Source organism: Brevibacterium sp. 2SA (assembly GCF_005502845.1).
In the GTDB taxonomy this organism is placed as follows: Bacteria; Actinomycetota; Actinomycetes; order Actinomycetales; family Brevibacteriaceae; genus Brevibacterium.
The window spans coordinates 15,990-33,590 of sequence record NZ_SCMW01000042.1 but is presented as its reverse complement, the minus strand read 5'-3'; the positions used below and the strand labels follow the sequence as shown (position 1 = coordinate 33,590).

At 69.0% G+C, this 17,601-nt stretch carries 16 protein-coding genes; 2 read left to right on the top strand and 14 right to left on the bottom strand.

Annotated features, from left to right (window positions below):
• The coding region (locus FFS20_RS13505) for a methyltransferase (protein ID WP_137826360.1) at window positions 1–427 on the top strand (427 nt) is incomplete at its 5' end.
• Between the two features lie 76 nt (window positions 428–503).
• Here the strand turns inward: FFS20_RS13505 and dapF are convergent.
• From dapF to FFS20_RS13445, 12 genes are all read right to left on the bottom strand, one after another.
• Entirely contained in the window at window positions 504–1,481 is a 978-nt protein-coding gene (dapF, locus tag FFS20_RS13500) for a diaminopimelate epimerase (protein ID WP_137826359.1), read from the bottom strand.
• The gene (gene miaA / locus FFS20_RS13495; RefSeq protein ID WP_137826358.1) at window positions 1,478–2,416 is read right to left on the bottom strand and encodes a tRNA (adenosine(37)-N6)-dimethylallyltransferase MiaA; all 939 of its coding nucleotides are present in this window, start codon (window positions 2,414–2,416) and stop codon (window positions 1,478–1,480) included. The genes dapF and miaA overlap by 4 nt, the downstream gene beginning before the upstream one ends.
• Window position 2,417: 1 nt before the next feature.
• Complete coding sequence (locus tag FFS20_RS13490; RefSeq protein WP_137826357.1) at window positions 2,418–3,071, bottom strand: hypothetical protein; 654 nt, start codon at window positions 3,069–3,071, stop codon at window positions 2,418–2,420.
• A gap of 1 nt (window position 3,072) precedes the next feature.
• Entirely contained in the window at window positions 3,073–4,569 is a 1,497-nt protein-coding gene (gene miaB, locus FFS20_RS13485; protein WP_137826356.1) for a tRNA (N6-isopentenyl adenosine(37)-C2)-methylthiotransferase MiaB, read from the bottom strand.
• Between the two features lie 46 nt (window positions 4,570–4,615).
• Complete coding sequence (locus FFS20_RS13480) at window positions 4,616–5,389, bottom strand: regulatory protein RecX (protein ID WP_137826355.1); 774 nt, start codon at window positions 5,387–5,389, stop codon at window positions 4,616–4,618.
• A gap of 63 nt (window positions 5,390–5,452) precedes the next feature.
• On the bottom strand, window positions 5,453–6,538 hold the full coding sequence (recA, locus tag FFS20_RS13475; protein ID WP_137826354.1) for a recombinase RecA: 1,086 nt from the start codon (window positions 6,536–6,538) through the stop codon (window positions 5,453–5,455).
• Window positions 6,539–6,803: 265 nt separating this feature from the next.
• The gene (locus FFS20_RS13470) at window positions 6,804–7,031 is read right to left on the bottom strand and encodes a DUF3046 domain-containing protein (protein WP_137826353.1); all 228 of its coding nucleotides are present in this window, start codon (window positions 7,029–7,031) and stop codon (window positions 6,804–6,806) included.
• Entirely contained in the window at window positions 7,031–7,360 is a 330-nt protein-coding gene (locus FFS20_RS13465) for a helix-turn-helix transcriptional regulator (protein ID WP_137826352.1), read from the bottom strand. Before FFS20_RS13465 ends, FFS20_RS13470 begins: the two co-directional genes overlap by 1 nt.
• 175 nt (window positions 7,361–7,535) lie before the next feature.
• Window positions 7,536–8,060: a CinA family protein gene (locus FFS20_RS13460; RefSeq protein WP_137826351.1), complete on the bottom strand. Its 525-nt coding sequence runs from the start codon at window positions 8,058–8,060 to the stop codon at window positions 7,536–7,538.
• Complete coding sequence (gene pgsA / locus FFS20_RS13455) at window positions 8,050–8,814, bottom strand: CDP-diacylglycerol--glycerol-3-phosphate 3-phosphatidyltransferase (protein WP_137826350.1); 765 nt, start codon at window positions 8,812–8,814, stop codon at window positions 8,050–8,052. Before pgsA ends, FFS20_RS13460 begins: the two co-directional genes overlap by 11 nt.
• A gap of 127 nt (window positions 8,815–8,941) precedes the next feature.
• The gene (locus tag FFS20_RS13450; protein ID WP_137826349.1) at window positions 8,942–11,683 is read right to left on the bottom strand and encodes a DNA translocase FtsK; all 2,742 of its coding nucleotides are present in this window, start codon (window positions 11,681–11,683) and stop codon (window positions 8,942–8,944) included.
• A 268-nt stretch (window positions 11,684–11,951) separates the two neighbouring features.
• A complete protein-coding gene (locus tag FFS20_RS13445; RefSeq protein ID WP_137826348.1) occupies window positions 11,952–12,584 on the bottom strand; it encodes a winged helix-turn-helix domain-containing protein in 633 nt (210 codons plus the stop codon).
• 161 nt (window positions 12,585–12,745) lie between these two features.
• Here FFS20_RS13445 and FFS20_RS13440 point away from each other — a divergent pair, with 161 nt between their 5' ends.
• Window positions 12,746–14,167, top strand: a complete 1,422-nt coding sequence (locus tag FFS20_RS13440; RefSeq protein WP_137826347.1) for an MFS transporter — start codon at window positions 12,746–12,748, stop codon at window positions 14,165–14,167.
• A 576-nt stretch (window positions 14,168–14,743) separates the two neighbouring features.
• Here the strand turns inward: FFS20_RS13440 and aceB are convergent.
• Window positions 14,744–16,348 carry a malate synthase A gene (aceB, locus tag FFS20_RS13435; RefSeq protein WP_137826346.1) on the bottom strand — a complete coding sequence of 535 codons (1,605 nt, stop codon included), beginning with the start codon at window positions 16,346–16,348 and terminating at the stop codon, window positions 14,744–14,746.
• Window positions 16,349–16,560: 212 nt separating this feature from the next.
• Window positions 16,561–17,376, bottom strand: coding sequence for a DUF899 family protein (locus FFS20_RS13430; RefSeq protein ID WP_137826345.1), 816 nt, complete (start codon window positions 17,374–17,376; stop codon window positions 16,561–16,563).
• Window positions 17,377–17,601: the final 225 nt, after the last annotated feature.

The following is a 17,601-nucleotide window of genomic DNA, read 5'->3' as shown; positions in this document are numbered from 1 at the left end:
TCTCGGGGCCGGGTGGGGTCCGATCGCGCTCCATTCCGCGCTCCAGGCTGCCGACGCCGAGGTGGATGTCCGCATCTGGGCCCTCGACGTCAACTCCCGGTCCCTCGAATCGACGGCGGGCAATGCGGCCCGGCTCGGACTCGAGACGATCCGTCCCGTCACCGCAGGCGAGATCCCCGCGGATCTCGAGTTCTCGACGATCCGGTCGAATCCGCCCATCCGGATCGGCAAGGAGGCTCTTCACGAGCTGCTGGAGACGTGGCTGCCCAGGCTCGCCCCGGGTGGACGCGCTGACCTCGTCGTGTCGAAGAACCTCGGCGCCGATTCCCTTCTCACCTGGATCACCACGATGCTCGGTGAGGGGTTCACCGCTGAGCGCACCGCCTCGGCGAAGGGTTTCCGGATCCTCACGATCGAGCGCGACTGACGCGCCCGCAACCGCGGTGCGCCCGCCGGCGGACGGCGCCGGCGATCCAGCGCCCGCGATCCAGCGCCCGCGGACCTCAGTCGAGGGTGCCGCTGGCGACGAGGACGGCCGGACCGGCCAGTGTGACGGTTCCCGCCGCACCGGTCTGATCGGGGGTGATGCCGATGCGCAGGCGACCGCCGGGAACGTCGACGCGCCACTGCAGGGGCGAGGCCGGACCGGCCCAGTGATGGGCGGCGATCGCGGCCGCGCACGCACCGGTCCCGCACGAACGGGTCTCCCCGACGCCGCGTTCGGACACGCGCATCCGCAGTGCGCCCTCCCCGCCGGCAACGTCGCTGCGGGCTGGTTCCATGACGATGTACTCGACGTTCGACCCGTGCGGCGGCACCGGGTCGAGGACGGGGTAGTCGCGGAGGTCGGCGGCGGCGAGCTCAGCTGCCTCGGCGAGCGCCACGACGGTGTGCGGGTTGCCCGTCTCGACGGACAGTCCCGGGCGGGCAACGTCGATGCCGTCGGTGGTCACGAGCACCTCGGCGCGGTCGTCGAGTGACCACGCGCCCATGTCGACGGTGTACCACGCGTCCTCGGGAGAACCGGGGATCCGCGCGGTCGACGTCTCGGTCGCGGGGTCGGTCTCGCCGAGGGCGGGGTTGAGGGTGGTGCGGACGGTCTTGATGCCGTCGCGGGTGGCGACCTTGATCTCCGGGGCGTCGGCGGGGACGCGCCCGGTGGTGACGAGAGCATGGGCGAAGACGCGGACGCCGTTGCCGCACATCTCCGAGAGGCTGCCGTCGTGGTTGTAGTAGTCCATGAACCATTCGGCGCCGGCGGCGGCCTGGTCGGCGGCGCCGGGGATGCCGCTGTCGGCGGAGCGGACAATGCGGATGACGCCGTCGCCGCCGAGTCCGGTCTGCCGGTCGGCGAGCAGCGCGACGGTCTCGGGGTGAAGCGTGAGGTCACCGTTGTCGTCGTCGAGGAGGACGAAGTCGTTCTCGGTGCCGTGCCCCTTGTGGAAGCGGGTGCCGGAGAGTGCGGCGAACGGTGAGGTCATGCCTCCATCCTAACGATCGTCAGTGCCCGACTCAGCGGCGACCCCGGCGCGTCCGGCGCCGCTGCCCCTGCCTCGCTCGTGTCGATCCAGGTGATGCGCGGGTCGCGGCGGAACCATGTGTCCTGACGGCGGGCGAACTGGCGGGTGCGCACGATCGTCGACTCCTGGGCCGCGGCCGCGCTCATCGTCCCCGCGAGATGTTCTTGGATCTGTGCGTAGCCGATCGCCCGGGAGGCCGTGCGGCCACGGGCGAGACCGTGGTCGAGCAGCGTGCGGACCTCGTCGACCCAGCCGGCCTCCCACATCCGTGCCACGCGGGTGGCGATGCGCGCGTGCAGGGTCGCCCGATCGACGCCGAGGCCGAGGTGGATCGTCGGTTCGATCTCCGTGTAGTCGGGCAGGGAGGCGCTGAAGGGCCGGCCGGTGAGTTCGATGACCTCGAGGGCGCGGACGATGCGGCGCGCGTCGCCGGTGCCGATCTTCTCCGCGGCGATCGGATCGAGGTCGGTGAGCCGGTGATGGGCGGCCCACCGGTCGGCGGCGACCTCGGCTTCGAGGCGGGCGCGCACCTGGGGGTCGGTGCCGGGGAACTCCATGTGGTCGGTGGCGGCGCGGGCGTAGAGACCTGAGCCGCCGACGAGGATCGGACGCCGCCCGCGCGCGCGGATGTCGGCGATCGCCTCCCGGGCCGCGGTCTGGAAGGCCTGGACCGTGGCCTCCTCGGTGACGTCGAGGACGTCGATGAGGTAGTGGGGCACCCCGCGACGCTCGGCCTCCGGCAGCTTCGCGGTGCCGATGTCCATGCCACGGTAGAACTGCATGGAATCGGAGTTGATGATCTCCCCGTCGAGGCGCTCGGCGAGGTCGAGGGCGAGGTCGGATTTGCCCGTCGCGGTCGCGCCGACGATCGAGATGATCGGTGCCGGTGCGCTCATCTCAGCCTTCGGCCACGGCGCACAGGGTGCGCACGTCGTGGACGGTCGAGTCGAGGACGATCGTCACCTCGCGGGTTCCCAGGGTGCCGACGTCGGGGTCGTCGAGGGCGGCACCGAGGAGGTCGAGGTCGGCGTGGACGGCGCGGGCCCCGCTCACGGCGGTGCGCAGGGCAGGGGTGTCCCAGCGTGCGATCGCAGCGGCGACGTCGGCGTCGAAATCGCTGGCCCCGGGCACTGGGGCGAGCGGGGCATCCGCCGAGGCGGCACCGGAGAGGTCGAAGGGGGCGAGCACAGCCTCGCTCGTGCCGGCCGCCCCGATGGTCACGCCGGCTTCATGCGCGTGGAGTGCGGCGATGGCCAGGCCCGGGTGCGCGGTGCGGCAGGCGTCGCGTTCGTCCTCGTCCAAGGCGGTGACGGCGTCGACCCATGCGTCTGCCTCGAGGAGCTCACCGGTGCGGGTGTCGATGCCGCGGTCGATGCCGAAGCCGCCGAGTCCGAGGAGGACGGGCAGCGTGTCGACCGGCAGGGCCCACGCCGAGGAGGCCGCCAGGACGTCGTGGATCGCTGCGCGGGCTGCCGTGGAGTCTCGGGGTTCGGTGCGGTCGATGTGCGACAGCAGCACGGGAGTGGCCGGGATGAGCGCGAGGCGTCGCATCTCAGCTGCGCGGGCGGATCGTCGGCATTCCGAGCACGGTGGCACCGCCGGGGGTGACGCCTGCGGTCGGGGTGCCGCAGCTGTCGGCCTGTGCGCGATCATAGGCGTCGCCGGCCCGTGACGGCCGCACGCTGACGGCGGAGTCGGCGAGGAGAAAGTAGGGTTTCGCGTCGGTGACCGTCGCTGTGACGAAGTCTCCGGGGCGCGGCAGCGTGACTCCGGCCGGCGGGGCGACGTGGACGAGCCGGTTGTCGGCGGCGCGTCCGCTCAGGCGCGGGGAGTCGGCGTTCGGCAGGCTCGTGACGAGGACCTCGACTTCGGTGCCGATGAGCCCCCGGTTCTCCTCCCACGCGATCTCGTCCTGGAGGGCGATGAGGCGTTCGAACCGCTCCTGGACGATCTCCTTGGGCAGCTGGTCGGGCATCGTGGCCGCGGGTGTGCCGGGACGGATCGAGTACTGGAAGGTGAAGGCCTGGGAGAACCGGGCACGGCGGACGATGTCCATCGTGCCGGCGAAGTCCTCCTCGGTCTCCCCGGGGAAGCCGACGATGATGTCGGTGGTGATCGCGGCGTGCGGGATCCGCTCGCGCACCGTGTCGAGGATGCGCATGAAGCGGCTCGTCCGGTACGACCGGCGCATCGCCTTGAGAATCCGGTCGGAACCCGACTGCAGGGGCATGTGCAGCTGCGGCATGACGGTCGGGGTCTCGGCCATCGCGTCGATGACATCGTCGGAGAAGGCCGCGGGGTGCGGGCTCGTGAAGCGCACGCGTTCGATGCCCTCGACATTGCCGACAGCGCGCAGGAGCTTGGCGAACGCGCCCTTGTCACGGAACTCGGCACCGTAGGAGTTGACGTTCTGCCCGAGCAGGGTGACTTCGACGACGCCGTCGGCGACGAGGGCTTCGACCTCGGCGAGGATGTCGCCGGGACGGCGGTCCTTCTCCTTGCCGCGGAGGCTGGGGACGATGCAGAACGTGCACGTGTTGTTGCAGCCGACGGAAATCGACACCCACCCGGAGTGCTGGGATTCGCGGCGGCTGGGCAGGGTCGAGGGGAAGACGTCGAGGCTTTCGAGGATCTCGACCTGGGCTTCGTCGTTGTGCCGGGCGCGTTCGAGGAGCGCGGGCAGCGAACCCATGTTGTGGGTGCCGAAGACGACGTCGACCCAGGGGGCCTTCCTGACGATCGTGTCGCGGTCCTTCTGGGCCATGCAGCCGCCGACGGCGATCTGCAGACCGGGGTGGTTCTTCTTGACCTTCGCGAGTCGACCGAGGTTGCCGTAGAGGCGGTTGTCGGCGTTCTCGCGCACCGCGCACGTGTTGAAGACGACGACATCGGCCTGGGCGTCGGCGTCGGCGCGCACGTATCCGGCGTCGTCGAGGAGGCCGGAGAGGCGTTCGGAATCGTGGACGTTCATCTGGCAGCCGTAGGTCTTGACCTCGTAGCTGCGCGCGTGCGCGTCGGTGGTGTGCGGGGCGTCGATGAGTTCAGTCATGGCCCCACCATTCTACCGCCGCACCTGTGCCTCCGCTGTCGTCGACTCAGCCCTCGGCGAGCACCTCACGGGTGACCTTGAGGCAGATCGTCGAGGAGAAGCCGCGGCGGGCGAGCATCCCGAGGATCCGGCGTTCGCGCACTTCGTGGTCGAGGCCGCGGGTCGATCGCGCCTTCTTCTCGGCGACATCGCGGGCGAGACTCTCCTCACCCTCGGCACCGCCGTCGACCTCGTCGACGACACCAGCGATCGTGTCCTCGTCGATGCCCTTCCTGCTCAGCTGCCGGCGCAGGGCCGACCGGGAGAGCTTCTTTCCCTCACGCTGGGCCTTCGCGAAGCGCCGAGCGAACTCGGTGTCGTCGAGGAGGTTGGAGCCTTCGAGCTTGGTGATGAGCCGGTCGATCGCCGACGGGTCGAAGTCGCGTTTCGCGAGCTTCTCACGCAGTTCGGTGCTCGAGTGGTCGCGCATCGCGAGCATGTTGAGCGCCGTCTTCTTCGCCTTCGCATAGGCCTCGGCGAACTCCGGGGAGTCCCCGGTAACGGGAACGAGGGAGGAAGCGTCGGTCCGCGCGGGCTTCTCCCCTGTGTCAACGGCGACGTCACCCGCTTGCACGGCGACATCGTCGCCCGCTGCAGCGACCTCATCGCTCGTCGGGGTGGCGACGTCGCCCGGCTCGGCGAGCCCGGCGAAGAACCCCGACTCCCCCTGCGCGTGACGGCGTTCGAGGTCGGACATCGCCGCGCGCAGGTCGCTGAGTTGGGCGGGTTCGGTCCCGGGTCCGTCGGGACGGCGAGCAGCGGAAGTGCGCTCTTCAGTCATGGGTCTCCCCCAGTCATGAGGTCATGCCGACTCCGCGCGCGGGTTGCGCGGGCCGGCACACGGTCACGAGATCTCGACGTCGTCGGTCTCCTCGGCGGCAGCGGACTCGGTGGCCTCGTCCTCGACCTTGATGAGACCCATCTTGTGCTTGATCTTCAGCTCGATCTCCTCGGCGAGGCCGGGGTTGTCGCGGAGGAAGTTGCGGACGTTCTCCTTGCCCTGACCCAGCTGGTCGCCGTCGTAGGTGAACCACGAACCGGACTTGCGGATGATCCCGTTGTCGACACCCATGTCGATGAGGCTGCCTTCGCGGGAGATGCCGTGGCCGTAGAGGATGTCGAACTCGGCCTGCTTGAACGGCGGGGCGACCTTGTTCTTGACGATCTTCGCCCGCGTCCGGTTGCCGATCGCGTCCTGTCCCTCTTTGAGGGTCTCGATGCGGCGGACGTCGATGCGCACGGAGGCGTAGAACTTCAGCGCCTTGCCGCCCGAGGTCGTCTCCGGGGAGCCGAAGAAGACGCCGACCTTCTCACGGAGCTGGTTGATGAAGATCGCCGTGGTCTTCGACTGGGCGAGGGCACCGGTGATCTTGCGCAGCGCCTGCGACATCAGGCGGGCCTGGAGGCCGACGTGGCTGTCGCCCATCTCGCCTTCGATCTCGGCCTTCGGCACGAGGGCGGCGACGGAGTCGATGACGATGATGTCGAGCGCGCCGGAGCGGATGAGCATGTCGGCGATCTCGAGCGCCTGCTCACCGGTGTCGGGCTGGGAGACGAGGAGCTGATCGGTGTCGACGCCGAGCTTCTTCGCGTACTCGGGGTCGAGCGCGTGCTCCGCGTCGATGAACGCGGCGATGCCGCCGGCCTTCTGGGCGTTCGCCACCGCGTGGAGGGCGACCGTCGTCTTGCCGGAGGACTCCGGTCCGTAGATCTCGACGACGCGGCCGCGCGGGAGACCGCCGATGCCGAGCGCGATGTCGAGGGCGACCGAGCCGGTCGGGATCGACTCGATGGGCTCCCGGACGCCCTCGCCGAGGCGCATGATCGCGCCCTTGCCGTAGTTGCGGTCGATCTGGCCGAGTGCGGCGTCGAGTGCCTTGGACTTGTCGCCGCCGGTGGGGATCTGCAGGTTCTTGGGTGTACGCGCCATGACCTCTCCTAAAGTGTTCGCAAACTGTGAGACCAAGGCTAGAAGATGGCACTGACATGACGACAGGGAAGCGATCTCCCCTGTGGACAACCGGCCACTCGTGGTCACAGGTCCCGTGATTCGCTCACCATCATAGCCGATATAAGAACATGTGTTCGAAATGTCGCGGCGTGTCGTTCGAAGATTGTCGGCACGCCGGCGAGCCGGTCGCACCAGCCGACACCGCCGCCCAGCTCAGCGGGTCAGAACCTCCCGACCCGGCAGCTCAGAACGGCCGGGACCGCGGCTTCTCCTTGCCGAGGCGCCGTGATTCGGGCACCCCCATCGAATCGCACACGGCGATCCAGATGTCACGGGGTTCGATGCCCTGGCGGAAGGCCTCGGCGGCGGTCACCGAACCGAGGCTGCTGAGGGTGAGGTCGGTGTGGAGGGATGCGGCACGCGCCTCCCCGAACTCCTCGTTCATGAGGGTCCAGTAGAGCGTGTGGCGCATTACGGCTTGGCGGCCAGCCGCGGGGTCGGGTAACCGCCCGGGTGGCCGAGGATCTTGTCCGAGAGCTCCTGCGGGATGGTGTCGGGAATCGCGACGCCCTCTTCGAGGGCGAAGCGGTCCGAGACCTCGCTGAGCAGAGCCGAGACCGGCAGCTCAAGGGCTTCGCAGATCGCGGAGAGCAGCTCCGAGGAGGCTTCCTTCTGTCCGCGTTCGATCTCGCTGAGGTAGCCGAGCGACACGCTCGCTCCCGTGGAGACATCGCGCAGCGTCCGTCCTTGACGGCGGCGAGCGGAACGCAGTGCGTCGCCGATTTCAACTCTCAGTAACATTGTGCGTCCCTCCCTTTGATCGCGCGATCGTGGATTCAACTTTACAGCCCGGTCGCGCGGGGGCGCCAACCTGAGCGGGTGAGATGGGGGTATTGCCAGTCCTTTCGGAGAAACCGGCGCGGTGGCATGTCTGTGCGTATGTCATCTTGAACTCTCAACCATCGCACAAGGGAAGTTATTCCGCAGCGCTGTCCGTGCTCGGGTCGGGTCCGAACGCGAGCTTCGCGACGAACTCGCCGAGGCGCTCGACCATGGCCGCGACCGTGGCCGACCGGATCGCCTCCCGATCCCCGGTGAAGTGGTGTTCGACGACGTGGGCGCGCGAGCCGAAGGCGATCGCCGTGTAGACGAGGCCGACCTCCTTGCCGTCCTGCGGGTCCGGTCCGGCGACCCCCGTGCAGGAGACGCCGATGTCGGCGACGCAGGCGCGGGCGGCCCCGACGGCCATCTGCGCGGCGACGACCTCATCGACGGGACCGGTCTCCTCGAGGCGGTCGGCGTCGACGCCGGCGAGGCTCGCCTTGAGGTCGGTCGCATAGGTGACGAGACCGCCGCGGACGACCGCGGACGCGCCGGGGACGTCGACGAGGGTGGAGACGAAGCGACCGGCGGTCAGGGATTCCGCCGAGGCGACCGAGAGTCCCAGCTGCGCGCAGGTCGCAATGATCTCCCGGGACTCCGTGAGCAGGTCACCGGCCATCGCCGGTCCGCGGTCCCTCGGAGTCCTCGGTCCCGTCCGGTCGCGCCCCGGGTCCGCCGGCCTCGTCGTGACCGGGCTGCCGGACCGAGCCGTCCGCGGACGTCCCGTCGGACGGGGAACGATCGGTCGCCTCGGCGCCGGAATGCGCGGTGCGGGCCAACCGGGCCGCCTGGATGCAGTAGTCGATGCCGGTGACGATCGTGACGACGATCGCGGCGGCCATGACGACCCACGCGACGACGATGAGGACCATCGCCACGGGCACGGGGACGATGAACGCGAGCGGCTTGAGCAGGAGGAACAGTCCGATCGCGACGGTCTGGAGGACGGTCTTGAGCTTGCCGCCCTTGGACGCGGGCATGACGGCGATGCGGATCATGAAGAAGCGCAGCACGGTGATGCCGAGTTCGCGCACGAGGATGATGACCGGCACCCACCACGGCAGCTCGCCGACGAGCGCGAGCCCGATGAGGGCCGCGGCCATGAGCGATTTGTCGGCGATGGGGTCGGCGATCTTGCCGAAGTTCGTGATGAGGTTGTACTTGCGGGCGAGGTCGCCGTCGATCTTGTCCGTGGCCATCGCCAGCAGGAAGACCGCGAGCGCCCACCACCGCGTCGTGAGGTTCTGTCCCCCGTCGTTGAGGAGAAGGACGAGGAAGACGGGAACGAGGAGGATCCGCACCACCGTCAGGGCGTTGGGGAGGTTCCAGGCGCTCGGTTCGGCTGCGGGCGGGGTCTCGGGGCGATCGTTCACACCTCAACCCTATCCGAGACCGCTGCCGAGAGCGCGGCACCGCAATCGAAAGCGCGGACCGCGACCGGGGCTGCGCTGCTGAGAGCACGAAGCCGGCCACCCCGATCGGTGGCCGGCTTCGCTGTCGTCAGCGTCCTGTCAGCTGCCAGGCGTCCTCGCCGGAGGCCTCGACGACTTCGAGGCCGGTCTCCGGGTCGATGTCGCCGACCTGGAGGTCCTCGGCGTGTCCGACGCCGTTGGCGTAGGGATCGGTGCGCGCCGAGGCGGCCGACCCTCCCGCGGGCGACGCACCGGTCTCGCCGCGATCGTCGTAGCCGTCCTCGTCGTCGAAGTCCTCGGCGAAGTCGTCGGCGGCCGATGGCGTGCTGCCGGCCCCCGCCTCGGCGGGTGGGGTCTCCCCCTTGATGACGGCGAGGGTGGCCGGGAGGTCCTCGGGTCGGACGAGGACGTCGCGGGCCTTCGAGCCCTCGGAGGGTCCGACGATGCCGCGGGACTCCATGAGGTCCATGAGGCGGCCGGCCTTCGCGAAGCCGACGCGCAGCTTGCGCTGGAGCATCGACGTCGAGCCGAACTGGGTCGTCACGACCTGTTCGGCGGCCTGGAGGAGGAGTTCGAGGTCGTCGCCGATCTCCTCGTCGATCTGCTTCTTCGGCGCCTCGACGGCGACGTCCTCGCGGTAGTTCGGGGTGAGCTGGCCCTTGACGTGTTCGACGACCTTCTCGATCTCGGACTCGTTGACCCACGCACCCTGGACGCGCATCGGCTTCGCCGCACCCATCGGGAGGAACAGGGCGTCACCCTGGCCGATGAGCTTCTCCGCGCCGGGCTGGTCGAGGACGACGCGCGAGTCGGCGAGCGACGAGGTTGCGAACGCCAGCCGCGAGGGCACGTTGGCCTTGATGAGGCCGGTGACGACGTCGACGCTGGGGCGCTGCGTGGCGAGCACGAGGTGGATGCCGGCGGCGCGGGCGAGCTGCGTGATCCGCTGGATCGAGGCCTCGACGTCGCGCGGGGCGACCATCATGAGGTCGGCGAGCTCGTCGACGACGACGAGGAGGTACGGGTAGGGCTGGAGGACGCGCTCGGACCCGGCGGGCACCTGGACGCGGCCCTCGCGGACGGCCTTGTTGAACTCCTTGATGTGCTTGAACCCGAAGTTCGCGAGGTCGTCGTAGCGGGCGTCCATCTCGCGCACGACCCATTCGAGCGCCTCGGCGGCCTTCTTCGGGTTCGTGATGATCGGGGTGATGAGGTGCGGGATGCCCTCGTAGATCGTCAGCTCCACGCGCTTGGGGTCGACGAGGATCATCCGGACCTCGTCGGGGGTCGCGCGCATCATGATCGAGGTGATCATCGAGTTGACGAAGCTCGACTTGCCGGCGCCGGTGGCACCGGCGACGAGGAGGTGGGGCATCTTCGAGAGGTCGGCGACGACGAACCCGCCTTCGACGTCCTTGCCCACGCCCATGACCATCGGGTGGTCGGTCTTGCGGGCGGCCTTCGAGCGCAGCACATCGCCGAGGGCGACGTTCTCACGGTCGGAGTTCGGGATCTCGATGCCGATCGCCTTCTTGCCGGGGATCGGCGAGAGGATGCGGACATCGGCGCTGGCCACGGCGTAGGCGATGTTCTTGCTCAGCGCCGTGACCTTCTCGACCTTCGTGCCCGCGCCGAGTTCGACCTCGTAGCGGGTCACCGTCGGACCGCGGGAGAAGCCGGTGACCTGGGCGTCGATCTTGAACTGCTCGAGGACGTCGCGGAGGGCCTCGACGACGCGGTCGTTGGCCTCCGAGCGCTCCTTCGCCGGAGGTCCGGGGACGAGGAAGTCGGAGTTCGGGAGAGTGTAGGTGACGTCGCCGGCGAGCGTGAGCTGTTCGACGCGTTCGGGCAGCTGCTCCGTGGGAGGCGGTGCCGGGGTGTTCGTCGTCGGCACCGGCGCCGAGGCGGCAGCCGAGGTCGACTGGTGCGCGACGGTCGGGGCGTCGTCGGACATCCCGATGGCCTTCTTCAGCGCCGAGGCCTCGCGTTCGGCCTTCGTGGGGCGGCGCTCCCCGGGCTTGAACTTCGGTTCGGTGTCGATGACCGTCGTGTCGGCCTCTTCGTCGGAGACCTCCTCCTCGCGGATGTAGGCCTTGTCGTAGGCCTTGTCGGCGAGGTCGTCGTCGACCGGCGGGTCGAGCTCCGGGATCTCGGTCTTCTTCTTCCGGCTGCGGCGCTTGGCGCCCATGACCGGTTTGAGGCTCGAGGTGTGGGTGTTCTCGGCGACGAGGTCGGTGGCGTTCGCCTCGGCGTCCTCAGCCGTCTCCGGGGCAGGTCGGGCACCGCCGGTGAGGCGCTGGTAGAGCGCGGTCAGGCGGGCCGGGATCGACCGGACGGGGGTCGCGGTGATGACGAGGAGGGAGAAGAGTCCGAGGAGGACGAGCAGCGGCACGGCGACGTAGACGGTCGTCGCGACGACGAGCGGTGAGGAGACGACGAAGCCGAGCGCGCCGCCGCCGTTGGCCATCGCCTCGCGCGAGTTGACGAACGTCGGGTTGCCGGCGGCGATGTGGGCGAGTCCCGCGGCGGAGAGCAGCAGGAGGATGATGCCGATGAGGATCCGGTTGTTCCCGCGGTTGTCGTCGCCGCGGAGGAACAGGCGGATCGCGTAGCCGGTGAAGATCACCGGCAGGGCCAGGGCCACGCGGCCGAAGGTGCCCTCAACGACGTTGCGCACGACGTCGCTGATCGCGCCGGGGATGTTCCACCATTCGAAGGCGGCGATGACGATCGAGAGGCCGATGAGGAAGAACGCGGTGCCGTCCCTCTTCGTCGGCGACTGCTCGTCCGGTTCGTCGCTGAGGATCTTTCGCGCACGGTTGCCGGCCATGTGGGCCACTCCCCTCCACGCACCGGTGACAACGTTTGTCCCGGGGTCTTCGGTCCCCGCTTGTCCGGAACCACCCTTCGCCTTCGAGGCAGAGCGCTTGCCGGTGCCAGAAGCGGGGGAAGTCGTTCTGGTCGCCATGCTCCATATCCTAAGGTGATTCGGCGCGCGATCCCGGCAAATCCGCAGGTTTCGGCGCGCCTTGGGGGTCGTGCGGCTGCGACGCGGTGAACCGACGAATACGCGGTGTGCAGACCGCGTATTCGTCGGATCACTGCGTCGGTGGCTGTTCGCCGTCAGAGGCGCCGAGGCGGTGGCCGGGTACGCTGGAGCGCGCGCTCGGGTGCATCGCGACGAAGACCGCCCACTCACGCAGCTCAGCACCGTCGCTGCGATCGGCGGAGTTCCGAGACCGGAAGTCCTCGAGCAGGTCCTCGAGCCGCTGACGGAACTCGCCGACCTCCTCGGGGGTGAGCATTGCGGCCATCCGGCTCATCGTCCGTTCCTCGGACGGCGCGGCGGCGAACTCGGCCGCGAACGCCTCGATCATCGGATTCGTCACCTCGTCACCGAGATCGAGATACCAGCTCTTGCCCGTCGCCAGGTAGGGGATCTCGCGAGCTCCGCGGCGGCCTCGACGCACTTCCTGGGCCTCGAGGAACCCGGTGTCGACGAGCATGCGCACGTGGTGGAGCGCGGTCGCGGGATTGAGCCCCACCGCCTCGGCGATCTCCCGGTTGGTCAGCGCCTCGGAAAGAGTCAGGCGCAGGATGCGGATGCGCACGCTCGAGGCGAGCGCCTTCGCCTCGGCGTCGGTCGCGGCCCGGCGGTCGATCGCCCGGGCCACGCGCTCGGCGTCACGCGGTGGTCGATCCGCGCCCCCGCCTCCTGCCTCCTCATTCATGCCCTCCACGCTAGCCAACGATTGAGAGAAGTCAATGACTGTATTGCCGGATGAGCGCCGCGGTGCCACACTGGTGATTGAGAGAACTCAATCACTGCTGATCGCGACGCCTGGCGGTGACAGCCGACCGCCGCTCACCACCTTGACTCGAAGAAGAGCCGATGACTCCACACGACCCCAGCGAATCCCGGCGGGACCATGCGACTGACGGCCCCGTTCCGCCGAGTGCGCCCACGGTGCCGACGGGTCCGCCGCTGCCGCACCTGCCGACCTCATCACAGGAGGAGCAGTCCACGCCGGCGAGCGCGCCCCCTGACCGGTCCCCCACACGCTCCCTGTGGCGCCACCACGACTTCCGGCAGCTGTGGATGGGCGACACGGTCTCCGTCTTCGGCAACCAGTTCGTCCTCTTCGCCCTCCCTCTCATCGCCGTCCAGCTGCTCCACGCGAACGCCTTCGAGATGGGGGTCCTCGCCGCACTCGAATCCGCGGCGTTCCTCCTCATCAGCTTGCCCGCCGGCGCCTGGGTCGACCGGATGCGCAAGAAGCGCATCATCGTGGCCGGCGACCTCGTGCGCGCCGGACTCCTGCTGACGATCCCCCTGGCATGGTCGCTCGGCCTGCTCTCGATCGGCCAGCTGTGGATCATCGCCGCCCTCGTCGGCGTCGTCACCGTCTTCTTCGACGTCGCCAACCAGTCGTACCTGCCGGAGATCGTCGCCGGCGACCAGATCAGCGACGGCAACGGCAAGCTCCAGGCGAGCCAGCAGACGGCCTCCGTCGTCGGACCGTCTGCGGCCTCCGGTCTCGTCGGGCTCATCGGCGGACCTCTGACGGTCGGAGTGACGAGTGTGTGCATGGCGTTCTCGAGCCTCTTCGTCAGCCGGATCCGCCACCAGGAGGAACGATCGGATGCGAGCACCGACACGACGCTCGTCGCCGACATCCGCGAGGGCCTCTCCTTCGTCCTCGGCCACCCGCTGCTGCGTCGCATCGTCGCCTGCACGGGCCTGACGAATCTCGCGTCCTCCGCGGTGTTCGGCCTCCTCGTCCTCTATGCACTGCGCACGCTCGAGTTCAATGAGTTCCAGCTCGGACTCGTCATGTCGATCGGGGCTGTCGGCGGGATCCTCGGGGCACTGTGCTCGTCGTGGGTGCAGAAGGTCGTCGGCGAGGGCCGGTCGATCGCCGTCTCGGCCGTGATCGGCGGTCTCTGCTTCCTCACCGTTCCGGCCGCCTCGGTGCTGCCGGCCCTGCCGACTCTGCTCCTCGGCTGGTTCGTCCTCTCGGGGATGGTCGTCGTCTACAACGTCGCGCAGGTGAGCTTCCGCCAGCGTCTGTGTCCGAAACCGCTGCTCGGGCGGATGAATGCCTCGATCCGGTTCCTCGTGTGGGGGCCGATGCCGGTCGGCGCGTTCCTCGGCGGGACCATCGCACACGTGATCGGCATCGTTCCCACACTGTGGATCTTCGCGAGCCTCGCCGTGCTCTCCGCGCTGCCCGTGCTCATCTCCCCGCTGACCGGGATGCGCACGCTCCCCCGCGAACTCGACGCGCTCGCGAACTCCACAGCCGCACCCTGACCTCAGCGGTCGCCTCGGCGAACGATCGCGGCTGCGGGGCCACCTCGGCGAACGATCACGGCTGCGGGGACCACTTCGGCGAACGATTCCGACGCAGTCAACCGACACTGACGCGCCGAACCGACGCCTCGAACGCCCCCGGCACTGTCCTCCGGACGCAGAGTGTCGATCATCGAGTCCGAAATCGACACTCTGCGTCCGGAACTCCCAACGCCCCGGGTGCCATCGGGACAGGCACCGACTTCAGGTCGTTCTGGGCAGAGATAACGCGCCGAAACCTGTCCAGAACGACCTCGACTCGGCCGCAGCCAGCCCGCGACCCGCCCACACCCAGCCCAGCACGGTACCGCGCGCCCGGCCGCGCCACCCACCGACGCCCTGGCGCGACAAATACGCGGTGAACCGACACTGACGCGGTGACACAACCGGCCGAAGAACAACAACGCGGTGAACCGACAAATACGCTCTTTGCTAAGGGCGTATTTGCCGGTTCACCGCGTCGAAGCAGTTGGGCCCGCCCGAACGGGACGCGCCGGTCGCCCGGACCGACCCCGCCGGCCCCCGCCGACCCCGGGGTCAGTCCATCTTCGCGTACGCGGGCAGGGTGAGGAAGTCGACGTAGTCGGGGGCGACGGCCACGGAGAGGAAGAGGTCGGTGGCGTCCTTCCAGTCCGCGGGGTCACCGGGGAGGCCGGCGACCTCCTCGGCGACGAGCTTCTCGACGAGCTCCCGGGTCACCGTCTCACCGGTGTCGAGTTCGACCCCGGCGTCGAGCCACTGCCACACCTGCGAGCGGGAGATCTCCGCGGTCGCGGCATCCTCCATGAGCCCGTGGATGGCGACCGCGCCGTTGCCCTCGAGCCACGCCCGCAGGTACTGGATGCCGACGTTGATGTTCGTCCGCAGGCCCGCCTCGGTGATGGCACCGGGGGTCGAACGCACGTCGAGGAGTTCGGCGGCGGTGACGGAGACGTCCTCGCGCTTGTTGTCGATCTGATTGGGCTTGTCGCCGAGGGTCTCGGTGAAGACCTCCTTGCACAGGGCGACCATGCCCGGGTGGGCGACCCACGAGCCGTCGAAGCCGTTGCCGGCCTCACGGGACTTGTCCTCGCGGACCTTGGCGAACGCCGCCTCGTTGGCCGCCGGGTCCTTCGCCGGGACGAACGCGCTCATGCCGCCGATCGCGTGGGCCCCGCGCTTGTGGCACGTGCGCACGAGCAGCTCGGTGTAGGCGCGCATGAACGGCACCGTCATCGTCACGTCCGAGCGGTCGGGCAGCAGGTAGTCGGCGCCGCGGGAGCGGAAGTTCTTGATGACGGAGAAGATGTAGTCCCAGCGCCCGGCGTTGAGCCCGGCGGAGTGCTCGCGCAGCTCGTAGAGGATCTCCTCCATCTCGAACGCCGCGGGGTAGGTCTCGATGAGCACGGTCGCGCGGATCGTGCCGCGGGCCAGCCCGAAGGCGTCCTCGGCGTACTCGAAGACCTGGTTCCACAGGCGCGCCTCGAGGTGGGACTCCATCTTCGCGAGGTAGAAGTACGGGCCCTTGCCCTTCTCGATCTGCTTCTGACCGGCGGTCGCGAAGTAGAGCGCGAAGTCGACGAGCGAACCCGAGGTCTCCTCGCCGTCGACGAGGATGTGCTTCTCCGGCATGTGCCAGCCGCGGGGGCGCACGACGATCGTCGGCAGCTCCTCATCGGGGGCGAGCGTGTACTCCTTGCCCTCGGGCGAGGTGAAGTCGATCTCGCGGTTGAGCGCATCGAGGAGATTGATCTGACCGCCGATGACCGAGTCCCACTGCGGGGTGTTCGCGTCCTCCTGGTCGGCCAGCCACACCTTCGCGCCGGAGTTGAGCGCGTTGATCGTCATCTTCTTGTACGTCGGACCGGTGACCTCGACGCGGCGGTCCTCGAGACCGGGCGCCGGCGGAGCGACCTGCCAGCTCTCGTCCTCGCGGATCTCCTTGGTCTCGGGAAGGAAGTCGAGATCGGCCCCATTGGCGATCTCCTGCTGACGCACCCGACGCGCTTCGAGCCGCTCGAGCCGGTCGCCGTTGAATTTCCGGTGCAGCTCGACGATGAGCTTGAGCGCTTCCGGGGTGAGGACCTTCTCCGCGCCGTCCGGCAGTTCGCCGGTGATCTCCATCCCGGCGGGAATGTCGAGGTTCTCGATATGAGCAGTCATCGGTGGTTCTCCTTTTTGTCGCACCGGGGCCGGTGCGTCGAGTATCGCGGGCAGCGGGGTTTGGCCGGCGAAACTTTCACATCGTGAAATTGTTTGTTCACACACCGAAAGAATATGTTGTGATGCACATCTCGTCAAACCGCTGTTCCCGACGCTTCACCTCACCTCGCCGAGGTGGCTCCCCGGTCCGCGTCGACCGCTGCCACCGCGCGTCAGTGGTTGTGGCCGTTGCGTCCCAGCGAGGTCACCGGCGCTGCCCCGTGGCGGGTCCACTGGGGCACCGGTCGACTCGTCGGCCCCCACGTCGCCGCACCCTTGTCGTCGGTGCGCCAGTACCAGCCGACCGGGGTGCCGCGCCCGCCCACCGGCGATCCGGCATCGGGGACCGCGGGCCAGCCCTCGGGCACCTTCTCCCAGCCCTCGCGCCTGCCCAGCGGAGTCATGTCGAGCAGACCGAGGAACCCGGTCACCGGTTCGACACCCCGTCCGGTCGTCGCATAGGTGAGGAACACCCGGTCGCCTCGGCGCACGAAGCTGAGGAGGGAGCCCATGTCGCCGCCGAGCGGCTCATCGAGACCGCGCACGGAGTACCACGGCTGCTCATAGCCCATGAAGTGGACGAACGGGCGCACCTCGGACCAGGCTCCGGAGGTGAGGACGGCGAACGAGACGCCGCGGGCGTTGAGGTAGACGGAGTCGCGCATGCTCCACGCCACCGCGGTGCATCCTTCGCACTGTCCCTGGTGGGGTGCCCCGTCGTACCACATGTGCTTGTAGACGATGAGCTCGTCACGACCATCGAAGAGGTCGCGGAAGGCGACCGGACCGTCCTCGCCGTGGACCTCGGCGTCCCCGTCGATCTCGACCATCGGCAGTGTGCGGCGGGCGGCGGCGATGGCGTCCGCCTCGGCGGTGTGGGCCTTCTCCCGATCGAGGATCTCAGCCCGGGCATTGCGCCAGGTGTCGGCGTCGACGACCTCGGGCAGTCCGGGGACCTGGTCAGCGGACTCTCTGCTGATGTACGTCATGACAACCGACTCCTTCGTCCCCGGCCTGGTGCCGTGCCTGCGCTCGCCGCTGTCCGACAAGCACCACTGCTCTGACACTATCGACACTCACGCGGGGACTCAAGAGTCCGGTCGCCTGCCCTGCGTGGTTCCTTGACCACCTGCGTCCCGCACAGGACAATGACGTCAACGCCGTGGTCGTCCGCGGCCGCACCGGTGGCACCGTCGCCGTCCCTCCAGGTGACA